16 protein-coding genes are annotated in these 18,649 nt (G+C 61.3%); 2 read left to right on the plus strand and 14 right to left on the minus strand.

All coding sequences use genetic code 11. The features are described 5' to 3' along the window. Window positions 1-18 precede the first annotated feature (18 nt). The 6 genes from ACPYOP_RS10635 to ACPYOP_RS10660 form a co-directional block, all read right to left on the minus strand. Window positions 19-1,407 (minus strand): FGGY-family carbohydrate kinase, encoded by a 1,389-nt coding sequence (locus ACPYOP_RS10635; RefSeq protein ID WP_481410349.1) that lies wholly within the window; start codon window positions 1,405-1,407, stop codon window positions 19-21. Further along, the gene (locus ACPYOP_RS10640; protein WP_481410350.1) at window positions 1,404-2,462 is read right to left on the minus strand and encodes an ABC transporter permease; all 1,059 of its coding nucleotides are present in this window, start codon (window positions 2,460-2,462) and stop codon (window positions 1,404-1,406) included. Before ACPYOP_RS10640 ends, ACPYOP_RS10635 begins: the two co-directional genes overlap by 4 nt. Continuing rightward, the gene (locus ACPYOP_RS10645; protein WP_481410351.1) at window positions 2,455-3,489 is read right to left on the minus strand and encodes an ABC transporter permease; all 1,035 of its coding nucleotides are present in this window, start codon (window positions 3,487-3,489) and stop codon (window positions 2,455-2,457) included. The genes ACPYOP_RS10640 and ACPYOP_RS10645 overlap by 8 nt, the downstream gene beginning before the upstream one ends. Next, window positions 3,482-4,975, minus strand: coding sequence for a sugar ABC transporter ATP-binding protein (locus ACPYOP_RS10650; protein WP_481410352.1), 1,494 nt, complete (start codon window positions 4,973-4,975; stop codon window positions 3,482-3,484). The genes ACPYOP_RS10645 and ACPYOP_RS10650 overlap by 8 nt, the downstream gene beginning before the upstream one ends. Before the next feature lie 72 nt (window positions 4,976-5,047). Further along, the gene (locus ACPYOP_RS10655) at window positions 5,048-6,055 is read right to left on the minus strand and encodes a substrate-binding domain-containing protein (protein WP_481410353.1); all 1,008 of its coding nucleotides are present in this window, start codon (window positions 6,053-6,055) and stop codon (window positions 5,048-5,050) included. Then, window positions 6,019-7,089: a LacI family DNA-binding transcriptional regulator gene (locus tag ACPYOP_RS10660; RefSeq protein WP_481410354.1), complete on the minus strand. Its 1,071-nt coding sequence runs from the start codon at window positions 7,087-7,089 to the stop codon at window positions 6,019-6,021. The genes ACPYOP_RS10655 and ACPYOP_RS10660 overlap by 37 nt, the downstream gene beginning before the upstream one ends. Window positions 7,090-7,267: 178 nt before the next feature. Between ACPYOP_RS10660 and ACPYOP_RS10665 the strand changes: the two genes are divergently transcribed. Then, window positions 7,268-8,164 (plus strand): sugar phosphate isomerase/epimerase family protein, encoded by an 897-nt coding sequence (locus ACPYOP_RS10665; RefSeq protein ID WP_481410355.1) that lies wholly within the window; start codon window positions 7,268-7,270, stop codon window positions 8,162-8,164. A gap of 59 nt (window positions 8,165-8,223) precedes the next feature. Here the strand turns inward: ACPYOP_RS10665 and ACPYOP_RS10670 are convergent, their stop codons facing one another. The 8 genes from ACPYOP_RS10670 to ACPYOP_RS10705 all read right to left on the minus strand — a co-directional run bounded on the left by ACPYOP_RS10670 (window position 8,224) and on the right by ACPYOP_RS10705 (window position 16,917). After that, window positions 8,224-8,991 (minus strand): L,D-transpeptidase, encoded by a 768-nt coding sequence (locus ACPYOP_RS10670; protein WP_481410356.1) that lies wholly within the window; start codon window positions 8,989-8,991, stop codon window positions 8,224-8,226. A 190-nt stretch (window positions 8,992-9,181) separates the two neighbouring features. Continuing rightward, on the minus strand, window positions 9,182-10,522 hold the full coding sequence (locus tag ACPYOP_RS10675; protein ID WP_481410357.1) for a class I SAM-dependent methyltransferase: 1,341 nt from the start codon (window positions 10,520-10,522) through the stop codon (window positions 9,182-9,184). A 418-nt stretch (window positions 10,523-10,940) separates the two neighbouring features. Continuing rightward, entirely contained in the window at window positions 10,941-11,714 is a 774-nt protein-coding gene (locus ACPYOP_RS10680) for an SDR family NAD(P)-dependent oxidoreductase (RefSeq protein ID WP_481410358.1), read from the minus strand. An 11-nt stretch (window positions 11,715-11,725) separates the two neighbouring features. Then, on the minus strand, window positions 11,726-12,451 hold the full coding sequence (locus ACPYOP_RS10685; protein WP_481410359.1) for an SDR family oxidoreductase: 726 nt from the start codon (window positions 12,449-12,451) through the stop codon (window positions 11,726-11,728). A 23-nt stretch (window positions 12,452-12,474) separates the two neighbouring features. Beyond that, window positions 12,475-13,752 carry a D-tagatose-bisphosphate aldolase, class II, non-catalytic subunit gene (locus ACPYOP_RS10690; RefSeq protein WP_481410360.1) on the minus strand — a complete coding sequence of 426 codons (1,278 nt, stop codon included), beginning with the start codon at window positions 13,750-13,752 and terminating at the stop codon, window positions 12,475-12,477. Beyond that, window positions 13,752-14,729 carry a tagatose kinase gene (locus tag ACPYOP_RS10695; protein WP_481410361.1) on the minus strand — a complete coding sequence of 326 codons (978 nt, stop codon included), beginning with the start codon at window positions 14,727-14,729 and terminating at the stop codon, window positions 13,752-13,754. The genes ACPYOP_RS10690 and ACPYOP_RS10695 overlap by 1 nt, the downstream gene beginning before the upstream one ends. A 29-nt stretch (window positions 14,730-14,758) precedes the next feature. Then, complete coding sequence (locus ACPYOP_RS10700; RefSeq protein ID WP_481410362.1) at window positions 14,759-15,967, minus strand: ROK family transcriptional regulator; 1,209 nt, start codon at window positions 15,965-15,967, stop codon at window positions 14,759-14,761. 65 nt (window positions 15,968-16,032) lie between these two features. Further along, a complete protein-coding gene (locus ACPYOP_RS10705) occupies window positions 16,033-16,917 on the minus strand; it encodes a sugar phosphate isomerase/epimerase family protein (RefSeq protein ID WP_481410460.1) in 885 nt (294 codons plus the stop codon). A 294-nt stretch (window positions 16,918-17,211) separates the two neighbouring features. On the opposite strand from ACPYOP_RS10705, the gene ACPYOP_RS10710 reads away from it, so the two are divergent. After that, window positions 17,212-18,645 (plus strand): ABC transporter substrate-binding protein, encoded by a 1,434-nt coding sequence (locus ACPYOP_RS10710; protein WP_481410363.1) that lies wholly within the window; start codon window positions 17,212-17,214, stop codon window positions 18,643-18,645. The last annotated feature ends 4 nt before the right edge of the window (window positions 18,646-18,649 follow it).

The raw sequence follows: 18,649 nt of genomic DNA on the forward strand, positions 1-18,649 counted from the left end.
CGTTGTCGTCGTAAGTCGTCACGATATGTGCTCCATGGTCTTGATCAGCGCCTGCCAGCGGCGCTGATAGGATGAAAGTTCAGGAAAGTCGGAAATATCCGGCGCCTCGGCGGCGAGCGCCGCAGGCAAAACGCGCTTTTCATGGGCGGCGAGCATGGCAGCGCCGGTCGCCGTGCCGGTCGTGCTGCGGCTCACAAGCACCCGCCGGTCGGGCAAGAGCGCCGCAACGGCGGCGCCATAAAGAGGATCAACGACAAAATTGCCATCAAGCACCACTGTTCCCGCCGCAGGCAGATCCCGGATGCAGTCTGCCGTCAGCAGGACCGAATAGAGCACGGCGAGCGTGAAGCGGACGTCTCCTTCCTCTGCAAGCGGACCCTCTAGGCGGCCGTGGTGCGCCGTGCCGGGAAAAAGCCCGTCATCCGAGCCGAAGGTCGGCAGCGCAAAGGTGCCCGAGGCAACGATCCTCCGTAGTGCCTGCAACGAGGCTGGGCCGGAAGCCTCTGCGGCGACGGCGGAAAATTCACGCCCGCCCATGGTCAGCATGCCGGGCATCGGATTGCCGAACACATCGGCATTGCAGGAATGACCGGGCAGCTCGATATCGAAATCAACGCCGAGGCGATCCGTGAGCGCGACGATCCACGTGCCCGTCGAAATCACTATGAAATCTGAGAGATCGGCCGCCTGGTAACGGTAGAAATTCGCCGAAGAGTCGTGCACGCCGCACAGGATGCGCGTCGTTGCCTTCAGGCCGCAGCGCCTGGCAAGCTCCGGCTTCAAGGCCCCAAGCGTTTCCCAGGCCCGCCGCATCGGCGGCATCAGGCGCTGCCAGCCGCGGCTTGCAACGAGCGTGGCCGGCCGCCCATCTGCCGAGGCCCAAAGATGCGACTGCGCCGCCAGGCTCGTGACCTCGCTTGCCAAGACCCCGGAGAGACGAAAAGCCCAATATTGCGGAGTGGCGAGATAGGCGCTGGCAGCCGCGAATATCTCCGGCCAGTGCATTTCCTGCCAGAGCATTTGCCGCGCGAGATGCGCCGCGCCCAACATGATGGCGCTCGCCCTTTCGCGATAGGGGCCGACGATCGCCCTGTAGCGTGCGTCGACATCGGCGGGTATGGGCTGCTCGTAGTCGATCATCGGCATTGCCGCGCCCCGCCGATCGACCAGCACGCCGCCGGAGCCGTGCGCGCAGGTGACGATCGCGCCGATATCGTGCCGTTTGCCCAATGCGGCCAGGCTATCGATGAGCCAGGCTTCCAGCTCATCAAGGTCGTGATGGCGGTAAGGCGGCGCCTCCTTGACCCTGTTCGGCGTCGACAGCGTTTCCAGCACGCAGCCGTCATCGCGTGCCACCGACAGCTTCACATTCGTCTTGCCGATGTCGAAAACCGCGACGATGCTCATTTCGGACCAAGAAAACGTGCTGGCAGCAGCCCCATGAGATAGGGCCGTGCCGTCTGAACCATGGCGACGAAGATGAGAATGCCGCCCCAGATCGCGACCGTCAGATAATTGCTGAGGCCGAACTGGTTGAAGCCTGAGGAGATGACCTGCAGGATCGCGAGCGCCAGCATCAGGCCCCCGGCCGTGCCGAAGCCGCCGAATGGATCGACGCCGCCGAGCACGGCCGCAAGGATCGTCACCAGCAGATAGGATTGCGCATAATCCGCGCTTGCCGAATTGAACGTCGCCAGCATGACCAGCGCGGCGAAGAAGCAAATCACGCTCGACATGACGTAGACGCCGACCAGCACCCGGCGCGTGTCGATCGCCGAATAGCGCGCCGCCTCGATATTGGAGCCGATCATGGCGCAGGCGACGCCGAAGGCTGTACGCCGCAATATGAGGCTGACGATGACGGCGACGACGATCAGCAGCAGGAAGATCATCGGCACGCCGATAATAGTGGTCGTGCCGATGCGGCTGAAGCCGTCCGGTATGCCTGACAGTGCCATGCCGCGTGTCAGATAGATGCTGATGCCGTCGATCAGCGATTTCGTGCCGAGCGTGATCAGGATCGGGTGGACGCCGGTATAGGCGATGAGCAGACCGGTAACGAAGCCTATGAGCAGGCAGAGTGCGAGACCTGCAACAAGCGCCAGAGCGATCACGGCAACTGCCGTCCCGGTGCCGCTGTCAGGCGTGATCAGGCTCTGCATGGTGAAGGCCATTAGCAGCGCGCACTGGTTCGTCGTCGCGATGATCGCCAGATTGAGGCCGCCCGTTATCAGCGGCGCCATCATCGCCAGAGACAGAAGGCCGAGCAGCGGCAGCTGGTACATGAAGGATTGCAGCGTGCCGAGCGAAGCGAAGTTCGGAATGAACAGGGAAAAGGCGGCGACCAGAAGGATCAGCAGGACGACGAGGCCGGTATGGGCGCCAGGAATGCCCGCCCGCATACGCGCCATCAGGTCGGCAAGGCCGCTGTTGATGTTATAGAGAACTGGAGGTTCAGCCATTAGACGGCGCTCCTGCGATGATGCGGTGGCGGCGGCCCGGACGCGAGCTGATCACGGTGATCGAGGTCGAGACCAGAATGGTGATGCCGATGACGATCTGGAAGAAATAGGAGGAGACGCCGAGCAGGTTGAGCCCATTCTGGAGGACGGCCAGCAGCACGATGCCGAGCAGCACACCGGGCACGGTGCCGATGCCGCCCGTCAGGCTGGCGCCGCCGAGCACCGCGGCGGACAACACCGCAAGTTCGGTATTGTACATGGCATTGGGCACGCTTTCGCCGACCCGGTGCGCCTGCAGCAGGCCGGCGATCGCCGCCAGCAGTCCGAGATAGCCGTAGGCGACGAATTGCAAGCGGCCGATATTCATGCCGATGCGCCGCGCCGCCTCGCCATTGCCGCCCATGGCATAGAGCTGACGCCCGACGGAAGACCTCTTCATCCACGCCCAGGTGAACAGCGTCACGACAACCATGGCGACGATCGGCAGCGTCACGCGGACGATATCGCCCGACGCCGTCTCCATGCGCCAGAAGACGATGCGGTTCGTCCACCAATCCGGCAAGGTGTAGATCGATTTGCCGCCGGAGAAATACATGAGCAATGAGAAGCTGACGCTCATCATGGCGATCGTGGCAATGATCGATGTAATGCGCACATAGTGGACCAGCAGCGCATTCAGGCAGCCGAGGCCGACGCCGATCGCCAGGCCACAGACAATGACGGCGGGCGCCGAAAATCCGAACTGCGTCGCCAGCAGTGCCGCGCAATATTGCGCCACGGAGGCAGTGGCGGCAAAGGATATGTCGATGCCGCCCGAAACCAGCACGACGAAAAGACCCATCGCCATGATTGCCTGCACGGAATAGGTTTCAAGCAGGTCGATGATATTGGCGAGCGTCAGGAAGTCTCGCGCCGTCAGCGAGAAAACAAGCACGACCAGGGCGATGACGGCCAGCAGCCATGTTTCGGGGCGGCGCTTCAATTGCGCGACGAAGGATGATCCGGCCGTCTGGCTATGCTCATGCATAAATACGCTCCTTCATGTCGGCCTCGCTGACGTTCCCGGGCACCGCCTCGCCGACGATGCGGCCGGCACGCATGTGCAGAATGCGATCGCAAGTGGCAAACAACTCGGACACTTCGTCGGAGATGAGGATGATGGCGACGCCCTGGCGGGCGAGATCAGCCACCACGTCGTAAATGCCCTGCTTGTTCTTGATATCGACGCCGACGGTCGGGGAATCGAGGATCAGAACCTTCGGCCGCGTGGCCAGCCATTTCGCCAAAACGACCCGCTGCTGATTGCCGCCGGAAAGCGTCTGCACGGCACGATCGGCGGAGGGGACCTTGATGGCGAGCCGTTTTACCCAATCTTCGGCAAGCTGCCTGCGCGTCTTGTCGGGAATAAGCCCCAGCCGGTTTGTCATGCCCCGCATGACGGCAAGCATGATGTTGTCGCCGATCGACTGTTGCAGAATGACGCCGAGGCTCAGGCGATCCTCGGAGACATAGGCGATGCCGGCACGCACCGCATCGCGATTGGAGCGGAGTGTGAGCTCCCTGCCCTCCAGGCAGATGCTGCCGCTTTCGGCGCGATGCATGCCGAACAGCGTTAGAGCCAGCTCGGTGCGGCCCGATCCCAGCAATCCGGAGATGCCGAGCACCTCTCCACGATGCAGGGTGAAATCGATATCGGCGAACTCGCCGCGGCGCGACAGGCCGCTGACCTCGAGAACCGGCTGAGCCTCGCCCATATCGCGGGCGACGATCGTATGATCGATATCGAGCCCGGTCATCAGATGTGCAATCTTCTTCTCGCTCATCTGATCGGCAGGCCAGGTGCCGACTTTGCGGCCGTCGCGCATCACGGTGACGCGTTCGGCGATCTCGACCACCTCATCAAGCCGGTGGGAGACGAAGACGACAGCAATGCCGTCGGCCTTGAGCCGTCCGACGATCCCCAGCAGACGGTCGACTTCCGCGCGCGTCAGCGACGCTGTCGGCTCGTCCATGAAGATCAGCCGCGCCTCGGCTGCCAAGCCGCGCGCAATGGCAACGATCTGACGCTCGGCCACGGAGAGATCGGACACCACGAGATCGAGGTCGAGCGCAAAGCCGAGCCTTGCCAGCACGGCGCTGGCCTTTTCGCGCATCTGTTTCCAGTTGACCACTTTCACGAGCCGGTCGAGATGGCTCTCGACGGCGATGTTTTCGACAACGGACAGGTTGGGAAAGAGGGATAGGTCTTGAAAGATCACCTGGATTCCCAAAGCCTTGGCACCGGCTGGATCCAGCGGCAGAACCGGCTTGCCCTCGATCTCGATCATGCCTGCCGTAGGCGGATGCACGCCGGCCACCGTCTTGATGAGTGTCGACTTGCCGCAGCCGTTTTCACCGACAAGGCAATGAATCTCGCCCGGCCGCACGTCCCAGTCGACCTCCTCCAATGCGCGCACGCCGCCGAACCGCTTGGACAGCCCGGTCAATCGCAGAAACGGAATATCATCGCTCATCGATCCACTCCGATTGAGATGGGGCGGCCGGCGGCGGCATTTGCGCCAACCGCCGGCCCTCGGGAGGAACGCTTAAAGGCCGAGCGCCACGAGCCGGTCGATATTTTCCTTATCGAGCGACTCCAGCTTCTGGGCCTGGATGAGCTTCTTGTCCGGATAGACGCGAACCTTGCCGACGCCGGTCAGCTCCATATTGTCGGTCGGCTCCTTGCCGGCGGCCAACAGGGAAGCGAGCTGGACGAAGATTTCGCCTGCCGTCATCGGATTCCAGATGAAGCCGCCGCGGATCGTGCCAGACTTCACGTATTTGACGCCTTGCCCCGGCGAGAAGCCGCCGACCAGCACGATCGACTTCGCCTTTTCGCGATCGTCGAGAACACGCGCCGCGCCGATCGGCCCCTGCGAGCCGAATGTCAGGATACCCTTGAGATCCGGGTGGGCGCGCAGCTGATCCTGCGTGGTCTTGAGGCTTTCATCCAGGCTCTCGGCCACGCCGAAGCGATCGCCGAGCATCTGCATCTTCGGATATTTCTGCTTCTGATAGGCAATCGCCGCGTCGGCCCAGGCATTATGCAGCGGTACAGTCAGCGAGCCGACATAGACGATATACTTGCCTTCCTCGCCCATCTGCTTGGCAAGCAGGTCCATATGGGCCTGCCCATAGCCCTCGATGGTCGTCAGCTCGAAGTCCCAATCCGCTTCCTTCTGGCTCGGGCCTTCATGGGCCAGCACCTTGATGCCGGCAGCCCGCGCACGGCCGAGAACGGGATCGAGCGCGGCGGAATCATTCGGCACGATGCCGATGACGGCGACCTTGCGGGCGATCAGATCCTCGATGGCGCGCACTTGCTGCGCGGCATCGGCTTGCGTCGGCCCGACCATCCAGGCATTCGCCTTGAATTCCGGTGCCGCCTTCTTGATGCCGACTTCCATGGCATTGAACCAGGGAATGCCGCCGATCTTGACCACGACGCCGACCTGCGGCTCGGCCGCCTGGGCAACTCCGATCGTTGCGCCGAGCGTACCGGCGACGACAGCTCCGCCTATTCCGGTGAGTATGGTTCGTCTTGTAATTTCCATTTTTGTCCTCCCAGTTTCATCTCACCCGCCTCCTCAAGCGGGCTCCGCGGCGTCGAACCACGGATCTCGACGGCACAGCGCAGGCGCCGTGTAACCGGTTTTCCGGCAGAGCCGGTCATGCGCCGCAACAGCAGCGCCCAGGCCTGTTCGGCCATCTCCTCGATGGGCTGGCGCACGGCCGTAATGCCGGGCGCGACCAGCTGCATCCATTCCATATCGTCGAAGCTCGCAAAGGCGAGGTCGCCGGGCACGGAAAGCCCGATCTCCGCCATGGCGCGATAGGTCAGGAGCGTCGTGCCGTGATCGAGCGAAAACAGCGCGTCCGGCAACGGGCGACGGCGAAGCCGCTCTTCGAGACGCTGCGCGCCATTGGCATCATCTATGCCGATTTCCAGCACTTCGACATGCATGTGCCTGACTGCCGCCTGTACACCCTCCCAGCGTTCGCGCACATTGCTGATCGAAAGGCTGCTGCCGACGACCATGCAATCACGATAGCCCCGCTCATCGAGATGGGCGGCGATCGCGCCGGCGGCCGGACCATTATCGACCGCAATGAGATCGAAGCCGGCCGCATCCGGTATGCGGTCGGCAAGGACGACCGGCGCGAAAAAGCCGTTCGGCAGCCGTTCGGCAAAAGCGCCGTCGCAGGGAATGACGATCAGACCGGCCGGGCGCCAGGCGCGGATCTTACGCAGGCGATCGGCCTCTTCCTCGGTGTCGTTGCGCGCAGACACCACGACCAGATCATAGTCGTCGAGGCGCGCCAGATGCTCGAGCGTCGAGACGAAAGAGGCAAACATCGGATTGGTAAGATCAGGCACGACGACGCCGACAAGCTGCGCCTTGCGCGAGCGCAACCGCGAGGCGCCGAGATCGACAACGTAGCCGAGTTCGCGCACCGCCTCATTCACGCGCCGGGCAAAATCGGGCGAGACCGTCGGCTTGCCGTTCAGAACATTCGAGACGGTCGCCACCGAGACGCCCGCCCTCTCGGCCACCATCTTGATGGAGGGAGTTCGCGATTTCGACACCTTGCCCTCCTCCACTAACAATCTCCGATTGATGTCTCGAAAATTCTGGTGAAACGTTTTATTGTAAGCTAAACCTGTATATGCGCGGTGTCAACGTGAACGCCTTCAAGTATAAAACGATTCATGTCTTGTGCATTGCAGCAATTTCTTTTGCATCCACGAAACCGGGAGGACGATCATGAACAAGCTGGGAGTTCACGCGCTGGTCTGGGAGGCTGGCTGGAGCCGCGACGAATGCGCCCGCGCAATCGCAAAGAGCGCCGAGGTCGGCTACGATTTCATCGAGGCGCCGGCGCTCGATCCCAGCCTGATCGATCCTGAATTCACCCGTCGCCAGCTGGAAAAGAGCGGCATCGGCATCAATTTCTCGCTCGGCCTCGATTTCGACAGCGACATTTCAAGCGGCGACAAGGAAAAGGGTCGGCGCGGCAAGGAAAAGCTGGAACAGGCGATCGCCGTCTGCCGCGATTGCGGCGGCGAATATATCGGCGGCATCCTGCATTCGGCCTTCGGCAAATACACCGAGCCGACAACAGCCGCGGGCGTCGCGCAATCGGTCGACATTCTGCGTCAGGTGGCCGAGACTGCGGCAAAAAGCAACATCACGCTCGTGCTGGAAGTGGTCAACCGCTACGAATCCAATGTCCTCAACACGGCCGCCCAAGGCGTGGAAATGTGCAAGCGCATCGGCATGCCGAATGTCAAAGTGCACCTGGACGTCTACCATATGAACATCGAGGAATCCGATATTCAGGCCGCCATTCTCGAAACCGGCGATCATCTCGGCTACTTCCACACCGGCGATTCCCATCGCGGCTATATGGGCTCGGGCACGATCGATCTTACCGGCGTCTTCCGCGCCCTTGTCCGCTCGGGCTACAAGGGGCCGATCACCTTCGAATCCTTCTCCTCCCGCGTCGTCGGCCAGCCGCTCGAAGGTATTCTCGGCATCTGGCGCAACCTCTGGGACGACGGACGCGATCTCGCCGAACATGCGCTGATGTACACGAAGGCGCAGCTCAAGGCCGCCCAGGAAGCCCAGCGTCAGACCCAACAGCGCAGCCGCCTGCCCTGACAACCGGCGACGTTCCATGGAGCAGAAGAAGCGGCTCCCCTACCGAGGAAGCTGCTCGCTCAGGCGGAAACCCCTTTGCCTTGCAGCGGAGACTGATGAACCACAATGCGCGCGTGATAGGGAATGCGCTCGTAAAGGTCTATGACATCCTGATTGACCAGGCGAACGCAGCCTGATGATGCTGCCTTGCCGATTGAGCGCCATTCCGGCGAGCCATGCAGGCGATAGAGCGTATCCTTGCCGTTCTGGAAGATATAAAGAGCGCGCGCACCCAGAGGATTTTTGATACCCGGGTCCATGCCGCCATTGGCCACCGAATATTTCGCAAGTTCCGGCTTGCGGGCGATCATGTCGCCCGGCGGTTTCCAGCGCGGCCAATGCTGGCGCCAATGAATGATCCCCTCGCCTTCCCAGGCGAAGCCGTCGCGGCCGATGCCGACGCCATATCGCATGGCGGTGCCGCCGCGTTCCACGACATAGAGGAATCTCGACGCGGTATCCACGACCACCGTGCCGGCCGGCTCCCCGGTCGGATCAGGAACGCGCTGCCGATAAAATTTGGGATCGAGCTTTTGATAAGGGATCGCCGGAATGACATGGCCGCCATCAACCAGAGAGGCATAGCGAGCTTCCAGTTCCGGATCCGGTGCGATGGTGCTCTCGGCTTGCGAAGCGAGGGGAACGAGGGGCGGCATGCGAGCCGGAGCGGCGATTGGCGTCGGAACCGGTGCCGTCGTGGCACAACCGGCCAGCGATGCGGTCGCGGAAATGGATCCGAGTATGAAAGCCCGTCGTGAGAGAGCCTTTTCGTTCTTGGTTGAGCGCATTTCGGTCCTGATAATCCCCGCAAATTGGTGCCGCCCTTTCAGGCAATGAAAGCTGAAGGGGAAACATGTCTCATCATCTTATGGCGATAACCCCATAGCCAATTGCGATCCATGATGGCAAGCATCGCCGACGGCGGCTGGCGTCAATCCGCACGATACGGTAACGCCAGCGCCATATCGAAAACGGTCTTCAGAGGTTCCGGGAAGACTCCGTACCGGATTGATTTTGCTGACGCGGCTTACGCTCGTCATGCGCGGTCAGATCCCGTCTGGCCCGCGCGCTCGCGGCTTCGATCGGCTGCGCCTTCCCCTGCTCTGCTATAGCTGTCCGCGCCCGCTCGATATCGACCATGTAGTCACGGGCCAGCGGCAGAGCAGAGACATGCTTCGTCAGCTGCAATTGCCAGTTCATGTGACCCATGCGGAGGAAGGCAAGCTCCGATCCGATCAGATAGAATTCGAACATCCGACAGAATCGTTCATCATAGAGCTTGGCCAGGGTGCTCCTGTTCTTCATGAAGCGCTCCCGCCATTGCTCGAGGGTCTTGGCATAATGGAGACGCAGGACCTCGATGTCGGTCGTCCAGAGCCCGGTCTTCTCGACCACGGACAGGACTTCGGAGACCGCCGGCGAATAACCGCCGGGGAAAATATATTTTGCGATCCAGGGATTCGTGCTGCCTGGCCCGTCGGACCGGCCGATCGCATGGATCAGCGCAACGCCATCCTCCTTGAGCACGGCGCGGATCTTGTCGAAGAACGTCCGGTAGTGATTGATGCCGACATGCTCGAACATGCCGACGGAGACGATGCGATCGACGGGACGCGTCCAGGACCGGTAGTCCAGCAGTTCGAACGTCACCATATGCTCGAGACCGGCATCCTTCGCGCGCGCTTTCGCGGCGAGCAGCTGCTCTTCCGAAAGAGTGAGGCCCGTGACCCGCGCTCCGAATTCCTTGGCCAGATAAAGCGCCATGCCGCCCCAGCCGCAGCCGATATCCAGAACTTCGAGGCCTGGGCGATCGAGCATAAGCTTCGATGCAATATGCCGCTTCTTCTTGAGTTGCGCCTCTTCGAGCGTCTCGTCGCCGACCGGGAAATAGGCGCAGGAATACTGCCGATCCTCATCCAGCATCAGCGAATAGAGGCGCGCATCGAGATCGTAGTGATGGGCAACGTTGCGCTTCGAGCGTCCGGCGAAATTCAACTGATCGAGATGTCGGCGCAGCCAGCGAACCTTGTCCATGAGCTTGCTGAAGGGGTGGGTGCCGCCGCCCTCCATATTCAGGACGAGCAAGTCCATCATTTGAAAGAGATCGCCGTCGCCCGGCTCGACTTCGCCATCCATATAGGCCTCGCCGAGCGCTAGGGCAGGATTGAAGAAGAGGCGGCGCTTTGCGCGGGCGGTTTTTATTTTCATCGTTGCGCGCGGTTCCGATCCCGTACCGAAATTGCGCGTGGAACCATCCGGAAAAATGACCGTGAGCGTTCCGATTTTGATCAAGCTGGAAAGAGCTGCTTCTAGGAACATGAAAACTACCTGCTTATCGTTTCCTTGCGGGCGACACAGCTGCCCGAGGGCGGCCGAGAACCCAAGACGGTATTTCAATGCAGAAAGCGTACTACCTAATCTGGTAGAATAGCCAGATCATTTGCGACTTCAAGGTTGCGTAAACTTGATTGTGACAATGCCCATACGGTTGCATCGTCATCGTCGCCGAGATCGACACTATGACGAATTCAGGGCTTTCGGTTCACATCCGCGAAGCATCGTCTCTGCGCGGGACTAAAGTATTCCCGGACAAGCGTTCAGCGGCTTTCCTGCCGGAGTTTGGGTAAAAACAATGGGATGGATTGGGCCTGAGCGCGCGTGAAACACGCCAACCTCGTCCGCAGACGAGACTGGCGCATCATCAACGCAGCCGCTCTTCTTCCATCAAGAGGAACGCCTACCAGCAGGTAAAGCCCGCATCGACATTGACGATGGCGCCTGTCATGAGGCTTGCGGCGCCCGATGCGAGGAAGAGGACCGCGCTGGCGACTTCCTCGGGCGTGCCCATCCGACCCATCGGCGTGTCGGCGAGCCAGATCGGAATGCGATCGCGATTCGCCTCGACCGCCATGACCATCGGTGTCTCGATATAGGTCGGGGCAACCGCATTCACCCTTACACCGTGCTCAGCCCATTCGGCCGCCATCGAGCGCGTAAGGTGATGCACCGCCGCCTTGGACACATTATACGGCGTCTGCGGCTGCGGTCGGTTGCAGATGGTTCCGGACATCGAGCCGAGATTGACGATGGCTCCGCGCTTCATTGCGACCATGTGACGGCCGAAGGAGCGCGAGCACCAGAACACGCCGTTGACGTTGACATCCATCATGCGCAGCCAATCGGCATCGGAGACGTCCTGCGAGGGGATGCCGCTCTGGCCGATCCCGGCATTGTTCACCAGGATCGTCGCGGCGCGGCCGCCATCGGCAAGCTCGGTCGCGATCGCCTCCATGCGCGCGGAGTCGGTGACATCACCGATCCGCAGGTCGATGTCGTAGCCCTTCTGCCGCAGGGCGAGCGCCTCGCGAGCATCGGCCTCACCACGCTCGATGACGATAACGGACGCTCCGGCCTCGGCCAGCGCCTCCACGCAGCAAAGGCCGATCGCACGGCCACCGCCGGTGACGACCGCACGCTCGCCGTCAAGGCGAAACTTTTTCTGATAGCTCATGGTTCGGCTCCTCAGATGTCGAAAGCGCTCGGCAGGACCACGACGTCGCGGATCGTCACGTTGCGCGGACGCGTCAGCATGAACATGATCGCGTCGGCCACTTCCTTGGGTTCGATCAGCGCGCCGGCCTCCTTGGCCTTGCGCAGGTTTTCTTCCGGCCAGTCGGCGAGCAAGGCGCTGATGACGGGGCCTGGAGAAACCGAGCCGACGCGGATTCCACTCTTCAGAAGCTGACGCCGCATGGTCTGCACGAAGCATGTCATCGCCCATTTCGATGGCGAATAGACGGGCTCCCAAGGCACAGGGGAATGACCCGCGACCGAGCTGGTGACGATGATGTCGCCGGTTCCCCGCTCAATCATATGCGGCGCCACGGTCCGGACGTTCTTGATGACGACATTGACGTTCAGGTTGAGCATCCGGTCGATGGCGTCGAGATTGGCCTCCACCAGGTCGCCGCCGATATAGGTGCCGGCATTGGCATGCAGGATGTCGAGATGGCCGACCTTGGCGAGGATGCCGTCCAGCAGCGAGGCGCATTGTTCGGTATCCAAGAGGTCGATGGCGAGCGGGATCGCCCTCTCTCCCAGGCGCTCGCAAACCGATCCCAGCGCCTTCTCGTCACGATCGACGAGAACGACCGTCGCCCCGGCCGCGATCATGGCTTCCGTGGATGCCAATCCGATCCCGGATGCTGCGCCGGTGACCGCAGCTACTTTTCCCTTCAATTCGTCCATTCTCTCCTCCTTCAGTTAAACTTCTAACGTTTCCGTGCATCGCAGGCCGCGTGATACTCCGCCAGGCTGCGGGTGACCCGCCAGATCAGGACCTCCTCGGGGTCCAGCGGCGCATCGGCAAAATGCTGAGCGGCAGGCATATGCTGCCAGAACAGCGGCAGCGGTATGGTTCGCCCCCGTAGGGCATTACATAATCTCTCGACAGCAGACTGAGCCTCCGCCGAAGCCCAGTAGTAGCGGATGCGGTCGGACAACGAATAATGCCGCAGCCAGCGCTTTTCGCCTTCCGTTCCGTGATAATGCTGGCTCCAGTTTTTCGGATGAGCCAGCATCAATGCTTCCATGGCGGCATGGAGCGGCCTCTCGCCATAATCGGGCACGAGATCGGAAGCGATCAGATCCAGTCCGTAAAGGGCCTCACGCAGCACGAAAGTCAGTTCGGGACCGACCTTCAGGATGGGGAACCCATCCTCCACGAGAGCCGTCAACGGCATCGCGCCCTGATAGTCGGTCGAGTGGGCTTCGAAAACGAATTGGGGTTCATCCGCCAGCACGGACTTCAGCTCGGCTATCTTGCTGCGGTCGTAGACAATAACATTGTGATTGCCGAATTCGACGCCCGGCTGGACGACCAGTCCGATGGCGCGTCCGAACGCCTCGTGCAGACCAGCTTGCCCAAACACGCGACGATGGACGTCGATCGTCCTGCGGGCCGCCGAGGCAGCCGTCGGCTTGATGGCCGTTAGCGCATGATCGGCGCCGCCCGGCGGCGGGACCTCCGTGCCGATCACATAGACCGGCATGGCACCGCCGCTCCTCCTTGCCGAAGCTTCAGCCACACCAGCAAGGCGTGCTGCGCGATGGGCCGTGGTTTCGTCGTCGAGCGCCGCGGGCTCGCCACTGCAGCCCATCGAGGCGTCGAGGTGGATTTTTCGAAACCCGGCATCGACATAGGCGGCGACCATTTTCTCCGCCTCGGCCATGGCGTCTTCAGCCTGACGATCCCGCCAAGGATTTGGGCCGAGATGATCTCCACCCAGAACGATGAGCTGTTCCGGGCAGCCTTCTTCCTTGGCGATGCGCCGGACAAGGGAAGCGAAATCGCCCGGCGTCATGCCGGTATAGCCGCCCAGGTGATTGACTTGGTTGCAGGTCGCCTCAATCAGCACGGCACTCGAATGCAGGCGTCCGTGCCGGAGTGCCGCCCTGAGCACAAGCGGGTGCGCCGAGCAGACCGAGGTGATGCCCTTCGGCCGGCCTTCGGCTCTCAGCCTCGCCAGTTGGTTGAGATGGATCTGCATCAGGAGCGCCTCTCGGTCGCGGCGATGAACGCATCAAGCTCCTCGCGGGTGCCTGCACCTTCCATCGGGCCGACGACGGTGACATTGCGAGCGCCGGCTGCCGCCGCATAGGTCAGGGCATCTCCTGCCGGCATGCCCAGGCGGCGGCAGGTGAGATAGGCGCCGCCGAAGCAATCGCCGGCGCCGGTCGGATCGATTTCCTTGACGATAAAGGCGGGAGCATCGATGCGCTCGCCTTGGCTATTGAAATAAGTCGCGCCCTCCGCTCCCCGCTTCAGCACGATCTCCTTGACCCCGATGTCGAACAGGCGGCGTATCGCATTCGCTTCGCCCTCGACACCAGCTGCCCGCTCCAATTCCTCTCCGGATGGCAGCAGCAGATCAGCGGCAGCGACGAGCTTGGCAAAGCGCTGTTCGGTGTCCTCGTCGAGCTTGAGTTCCTTGCGGATGTTCGGATCGACCGAGAGCGTACCGCCGCGAGCCTTGACGATATCGACGGCCTTGTCGATCACCTCGCATGCGCTCGGGACCGACAGCGCCGAGCCCATGACATGCAGATGACCACCGCGAGCGACGAGATCGCGGACACCTTCGCTCCAGCCGAAACGCGCGGCGGCGGACTTGGCGATGTTGTAGACGAAGTCGCGGGAGCCGTTCTTGCGGTAACGAACGAAGGCGCTGCCCGTCGGGTAATCCGGCTCGATGGATATCGCCGAGATATCGACGCCATCGCGCTTCAGCCTCTCGATATTCACCCGGCCGAAATCGTCGGCACCGACAGCGCCGATCATGGCTGCGCTGCCGCCAAGCCGCCCGCATTGGGAAATGAAAATCGCCGGCGCGCCGCTGGCGAAAGGCCCGATCAGCGGCTGAGCTTCGACGAACCCATCGCCGACGGTCGTGGCGACGATTTCCACGAGAATTTCGCCGACGCATATCGTCGGGCCGAGCTGGTCAGGAGCCAGTGCTGAAGTCATCGCAGTCATGCTTTCGATACCTGTTGCTGTCAAACCGCCGCGCGCTGCTGCATGCCGTCGTCACCGCTGAACTCCTCGTTTTCCAGCGAAAGGAAGCGCTGATGAAGCATGCATGCCGCTCCGAATGCGGACCCGAACTCCGCGTCTTCGTCAACGACGATTTCGGGATTGGGAAAGGGGATATTCTGGCCCTCGGACATATGGACCGCCACGCGGGCGGCAACCATCGGATAGAGAGATGCCACGGAGCCACCGAGCACGATCCTTCCGGGGTCGATCAGCCGACAGGCCTGCAACAGCGCATATGCCAGATGACGCGACCATGTCTCCGCAATGTTGACGGCGGCCGGAACACGGTCGCGAACGCCGACCAAAAAGTCCTGCAGGTCTGCGCCATTCCGTCCGACCGCCTCGCGATACTGCCTGATCAGTACCTCGCGCCCGATCAGCTGTTCGAATTTCTGCCCGCCGCTTCCGGAGACGAGAGTGTGGCCGATCTCGCCGGCCAGGCCATGGCCGCCGCGAAACAGCTTGCCGTCGATGACGATCCCGCCGCCGACGCCGGTCTCCATGAGCAGGAAGAGCGTCACGCCGGCGATGCGGCTGCGATAGCTGTCCCCTATCGCAAAGGCATTCGCATCGTTCTCTACCGCGATCGGAACCTCGACCGGAAATGCGGACCGGCAGATTTCCTTCAACGGGACATCCCGCCACCCGAGAATTGGCGCAAGGCTGACCGAGCCGTCGGGCCGGATATGAGCCGGCGTCGAGATGCCCAGCCCCCTGCACCGCGCCATCATCTCCTTTGTCATGTCGCCGACGATCAGTGCCACGCCATGTTCGACAGCCCGCTCGACCGTCGAAGACAGCGTGTCGAAGGCAACCTTGCGGCAAACCCTGACTTCGGCGGCAAGATCAATGACGACGGCAGATATATGCTCCACGCCGATCTCGATGCCGACGAAAAACGCGGCATCGGGGATGAGCTCCAGCATGATCCCCGGCCGTCCCGCGCGCGATTGCTCGCCGCGCCTGCTGCCTGCCTCCAGCTCATGAACAAACCCGCCCTCCGTCAACTCGGCAACGATCTCACCCGAGGATGAGCGGTTCATGCCGAGCTTTCGCGCTAGATCCGCGCGGCTCATGCCGCGATGGCTGTAGATCGCCTGCAGGGCCGCGACGAGATTGCTCTGGCGAATTCTACGCGGCGAGCTTCCGATGGAGACGGTGTCGTTCATGTTCCAATCCCTTCAAATCGACCCGCGCCAACTTACACGGCCGGAGTGGGTCACACGAAGGATTATCAGGGGCGAGCGCTTGTGGCACGCCGGCGCCTGGCCTCGTCATATTTGAGCTCGATGTAACGCTTCGCATGGGCGGCAAGAGGATCATTGTCGGTCCATGTATCGCGCCAGATCGCGCAGGCGAGCGACAGCCCCTCATCGACGACGGCAGTCGAAAAGCTCTCGAACACGATGTCTCGCTTGTAGTCGATATCGAGGAGAGCGTCGAAAATGAGGTCGAAGTCGATGACACCGTCACCGAGATAGCCTCGATTGCTTTCGCCGATGTGAAAGTAACCAATCTTGTCGCCGGCCAGTCGGATCGCCGCAGCGGGATTGGCCTCCTCGATGTTCATGTGGAAGGTATCGAGATGGAGGCGAACATGATCGGAGCCGGTCTCGGAGATGAATTTCAGCCCTTGCGCGGCCGTATTCAGCAGATTGGTCTCAAACCGATTCACGATTTCGAGGACGAGATCGACTTTCGCCTGCCCCGCCACTTCGGCCGTCGCCGCAATGGCGGCAACGCTGTTGTCCCAGCCCTTCCTTGTCGGCTGGCGATTGTACTTGGTATGCGCCGAATAAAGGATCCCGCCCAGCTTGTTGCCGCCGATGTCTCTGACCGCGTGCACCGCGTCGGCCAGCATCCGCTCGCCATCCGCAACGACCGAAGGATCCTCGCTCGACACGTCCCTGTCGAGCGGCAACCCCATCGTCACGCCGATCTCTACATCAAGCGACTGCGCGAGCCTTGCGAGCCGGTCCAGGTTGAATTTTTCCGGGCGAAGATAGGCGAACTCGATGGTTCCGTAACCATGCTCTGCCGTCTTTCGCAGGGCCATTTCAAGCCCCTCCTGGGTTTGGCCGCCCGTCCATACAAATGAATGGATTCCCAAGCGTCGCATCGTCATAACCTCGTGATTTCTAATCCAAGTTTTATCCAGAATTAAGTTACTTAGTATGGCAAAGCAACAAATAATTTCAGAAAAGCGAACTTTGCTATTGCGAAAATAGCTTTGCATTGCAGCATTTTATGACAGGTTATATATTCTCGCACCTCTCCGCTGACCGTTATCGACAACCAAAACAATGGGATAGCTTCATAATTTGCATGTTAAAACAACAAATATTGCAAACAATGGAATTTCGAGCTAAGAATCCCTCGGCGAATGATCTCGCTGTCATCTGGGAGGATTGAAATGAGATACGCTATGAAAGCCAGCGCCATCGCGCTGACGCTCAGCCTTGCCGGCGGCGCTTCGCCGGCCTGGGCAGACTTCTGGTCCGACGCCGGAGCGAAATTCAAGGGCGTGACGCTGCATGGAGTGACCGAGTCCACGCCCCCTTCCAACTTCATCAAGGATGTGCTGGCACCCGAATTCGAGAAGAAAACGGGCATCAAGGTCGAAATCGAAACGACGTCCTGGGATCAGATGTACGATAAGGCGATCAAGGATATGGAAGCCGGCACCGGCATCTATGACGTCGTCTATATCGAGCAGGACATCGTCTATTCCTACATGGCGCGAAACTTCCTGACCGATATCACCAAGGCACTGAAGGATCAGCCGGATCTGAAGGCGCCGACCTACGATGCCGCCAATTTCACCAGCTTCTCCAACTACTTCAAGGACGCGAACGGAGATCTTTACGGCGTTCCGATGGAGGCCTTCCTCAAGACCTATCTCTATCGCAAGGACCTGTTTGAAGATCCGGAAATCCAGGCGGCTTTCAAGCAGAAGACGGGCCATGATCTGAAGCCCGCGACGACCCACGAGCAATATACGGAAATCGCCGACTTCTTTACCCAGTGGGGCAAGGATCACAACATGCAGCTGTGGGGCTCGACGGCGCAGGCCCATACGGGCCATCCGGCCTCCTGGTACGAATTCTTCGAGTCCGTCGCGCCGACCTTTGGCGTCTACAACTGGGGCATAGATGCACAGAAGGACTATGCCGCGACCGTCGAGCATGGCGGTCAGATGAACAGCGACAAGGCGAAGGCCGCGCTGAAATGGTGGCTGCATCTGCGCGATATCGCACCGCCGGAATCCTCGCAATCCACGTGGACGGAAGTCGCCACGACCTTTGCCGCCGGCCGGGTGGCGCAGGGCCTGGTCTATGGCGAGAACGCGGCCTGGATCGCGACCGATTCCTCGCAGTCGAAAGTCACGGGCAAGGTGGGCTTCGCCCTGCCGCCGCTTAAGCCGGGCGTGCTCGAGGCGGCAGAAGCGGGCAAGGGCTATGTCGGCTATTATGACGGCGGTGCCTTCGGCCTGCCTGTCACCTCCAAGAACCAGGAGGCCGCCCTTCTGTTCCTGCAATTCATCGGCCAGAACGAGGTGCAGCCGGACTGGGCCGTCGCCGCGCCGCGCGTTACCAATACCGCGACCTTCGACGACCCCAAGATCAAGGCCATGGATATCAAGCTTGGCGGCTTCTATACGATGCTGAAAGATCAGGGCAAGCTCTTCGCCGGCGCGCCGCCCTATCCGTTCCACGCCCAGGTGCGCGAAGCAACCGCCCCGATTTTCTTCGACATCCTGACCGGCAAGATCGGCCCGGACGAGGGCCTCGACAAGATGGCGGCGAAAACGGAGGAAGAGCTGACCTCGCTCGGCTACCGCAAATAGCCTC

The organism is Rhizobium sp. KNZ2-6A (assembly GCF_056755475.1).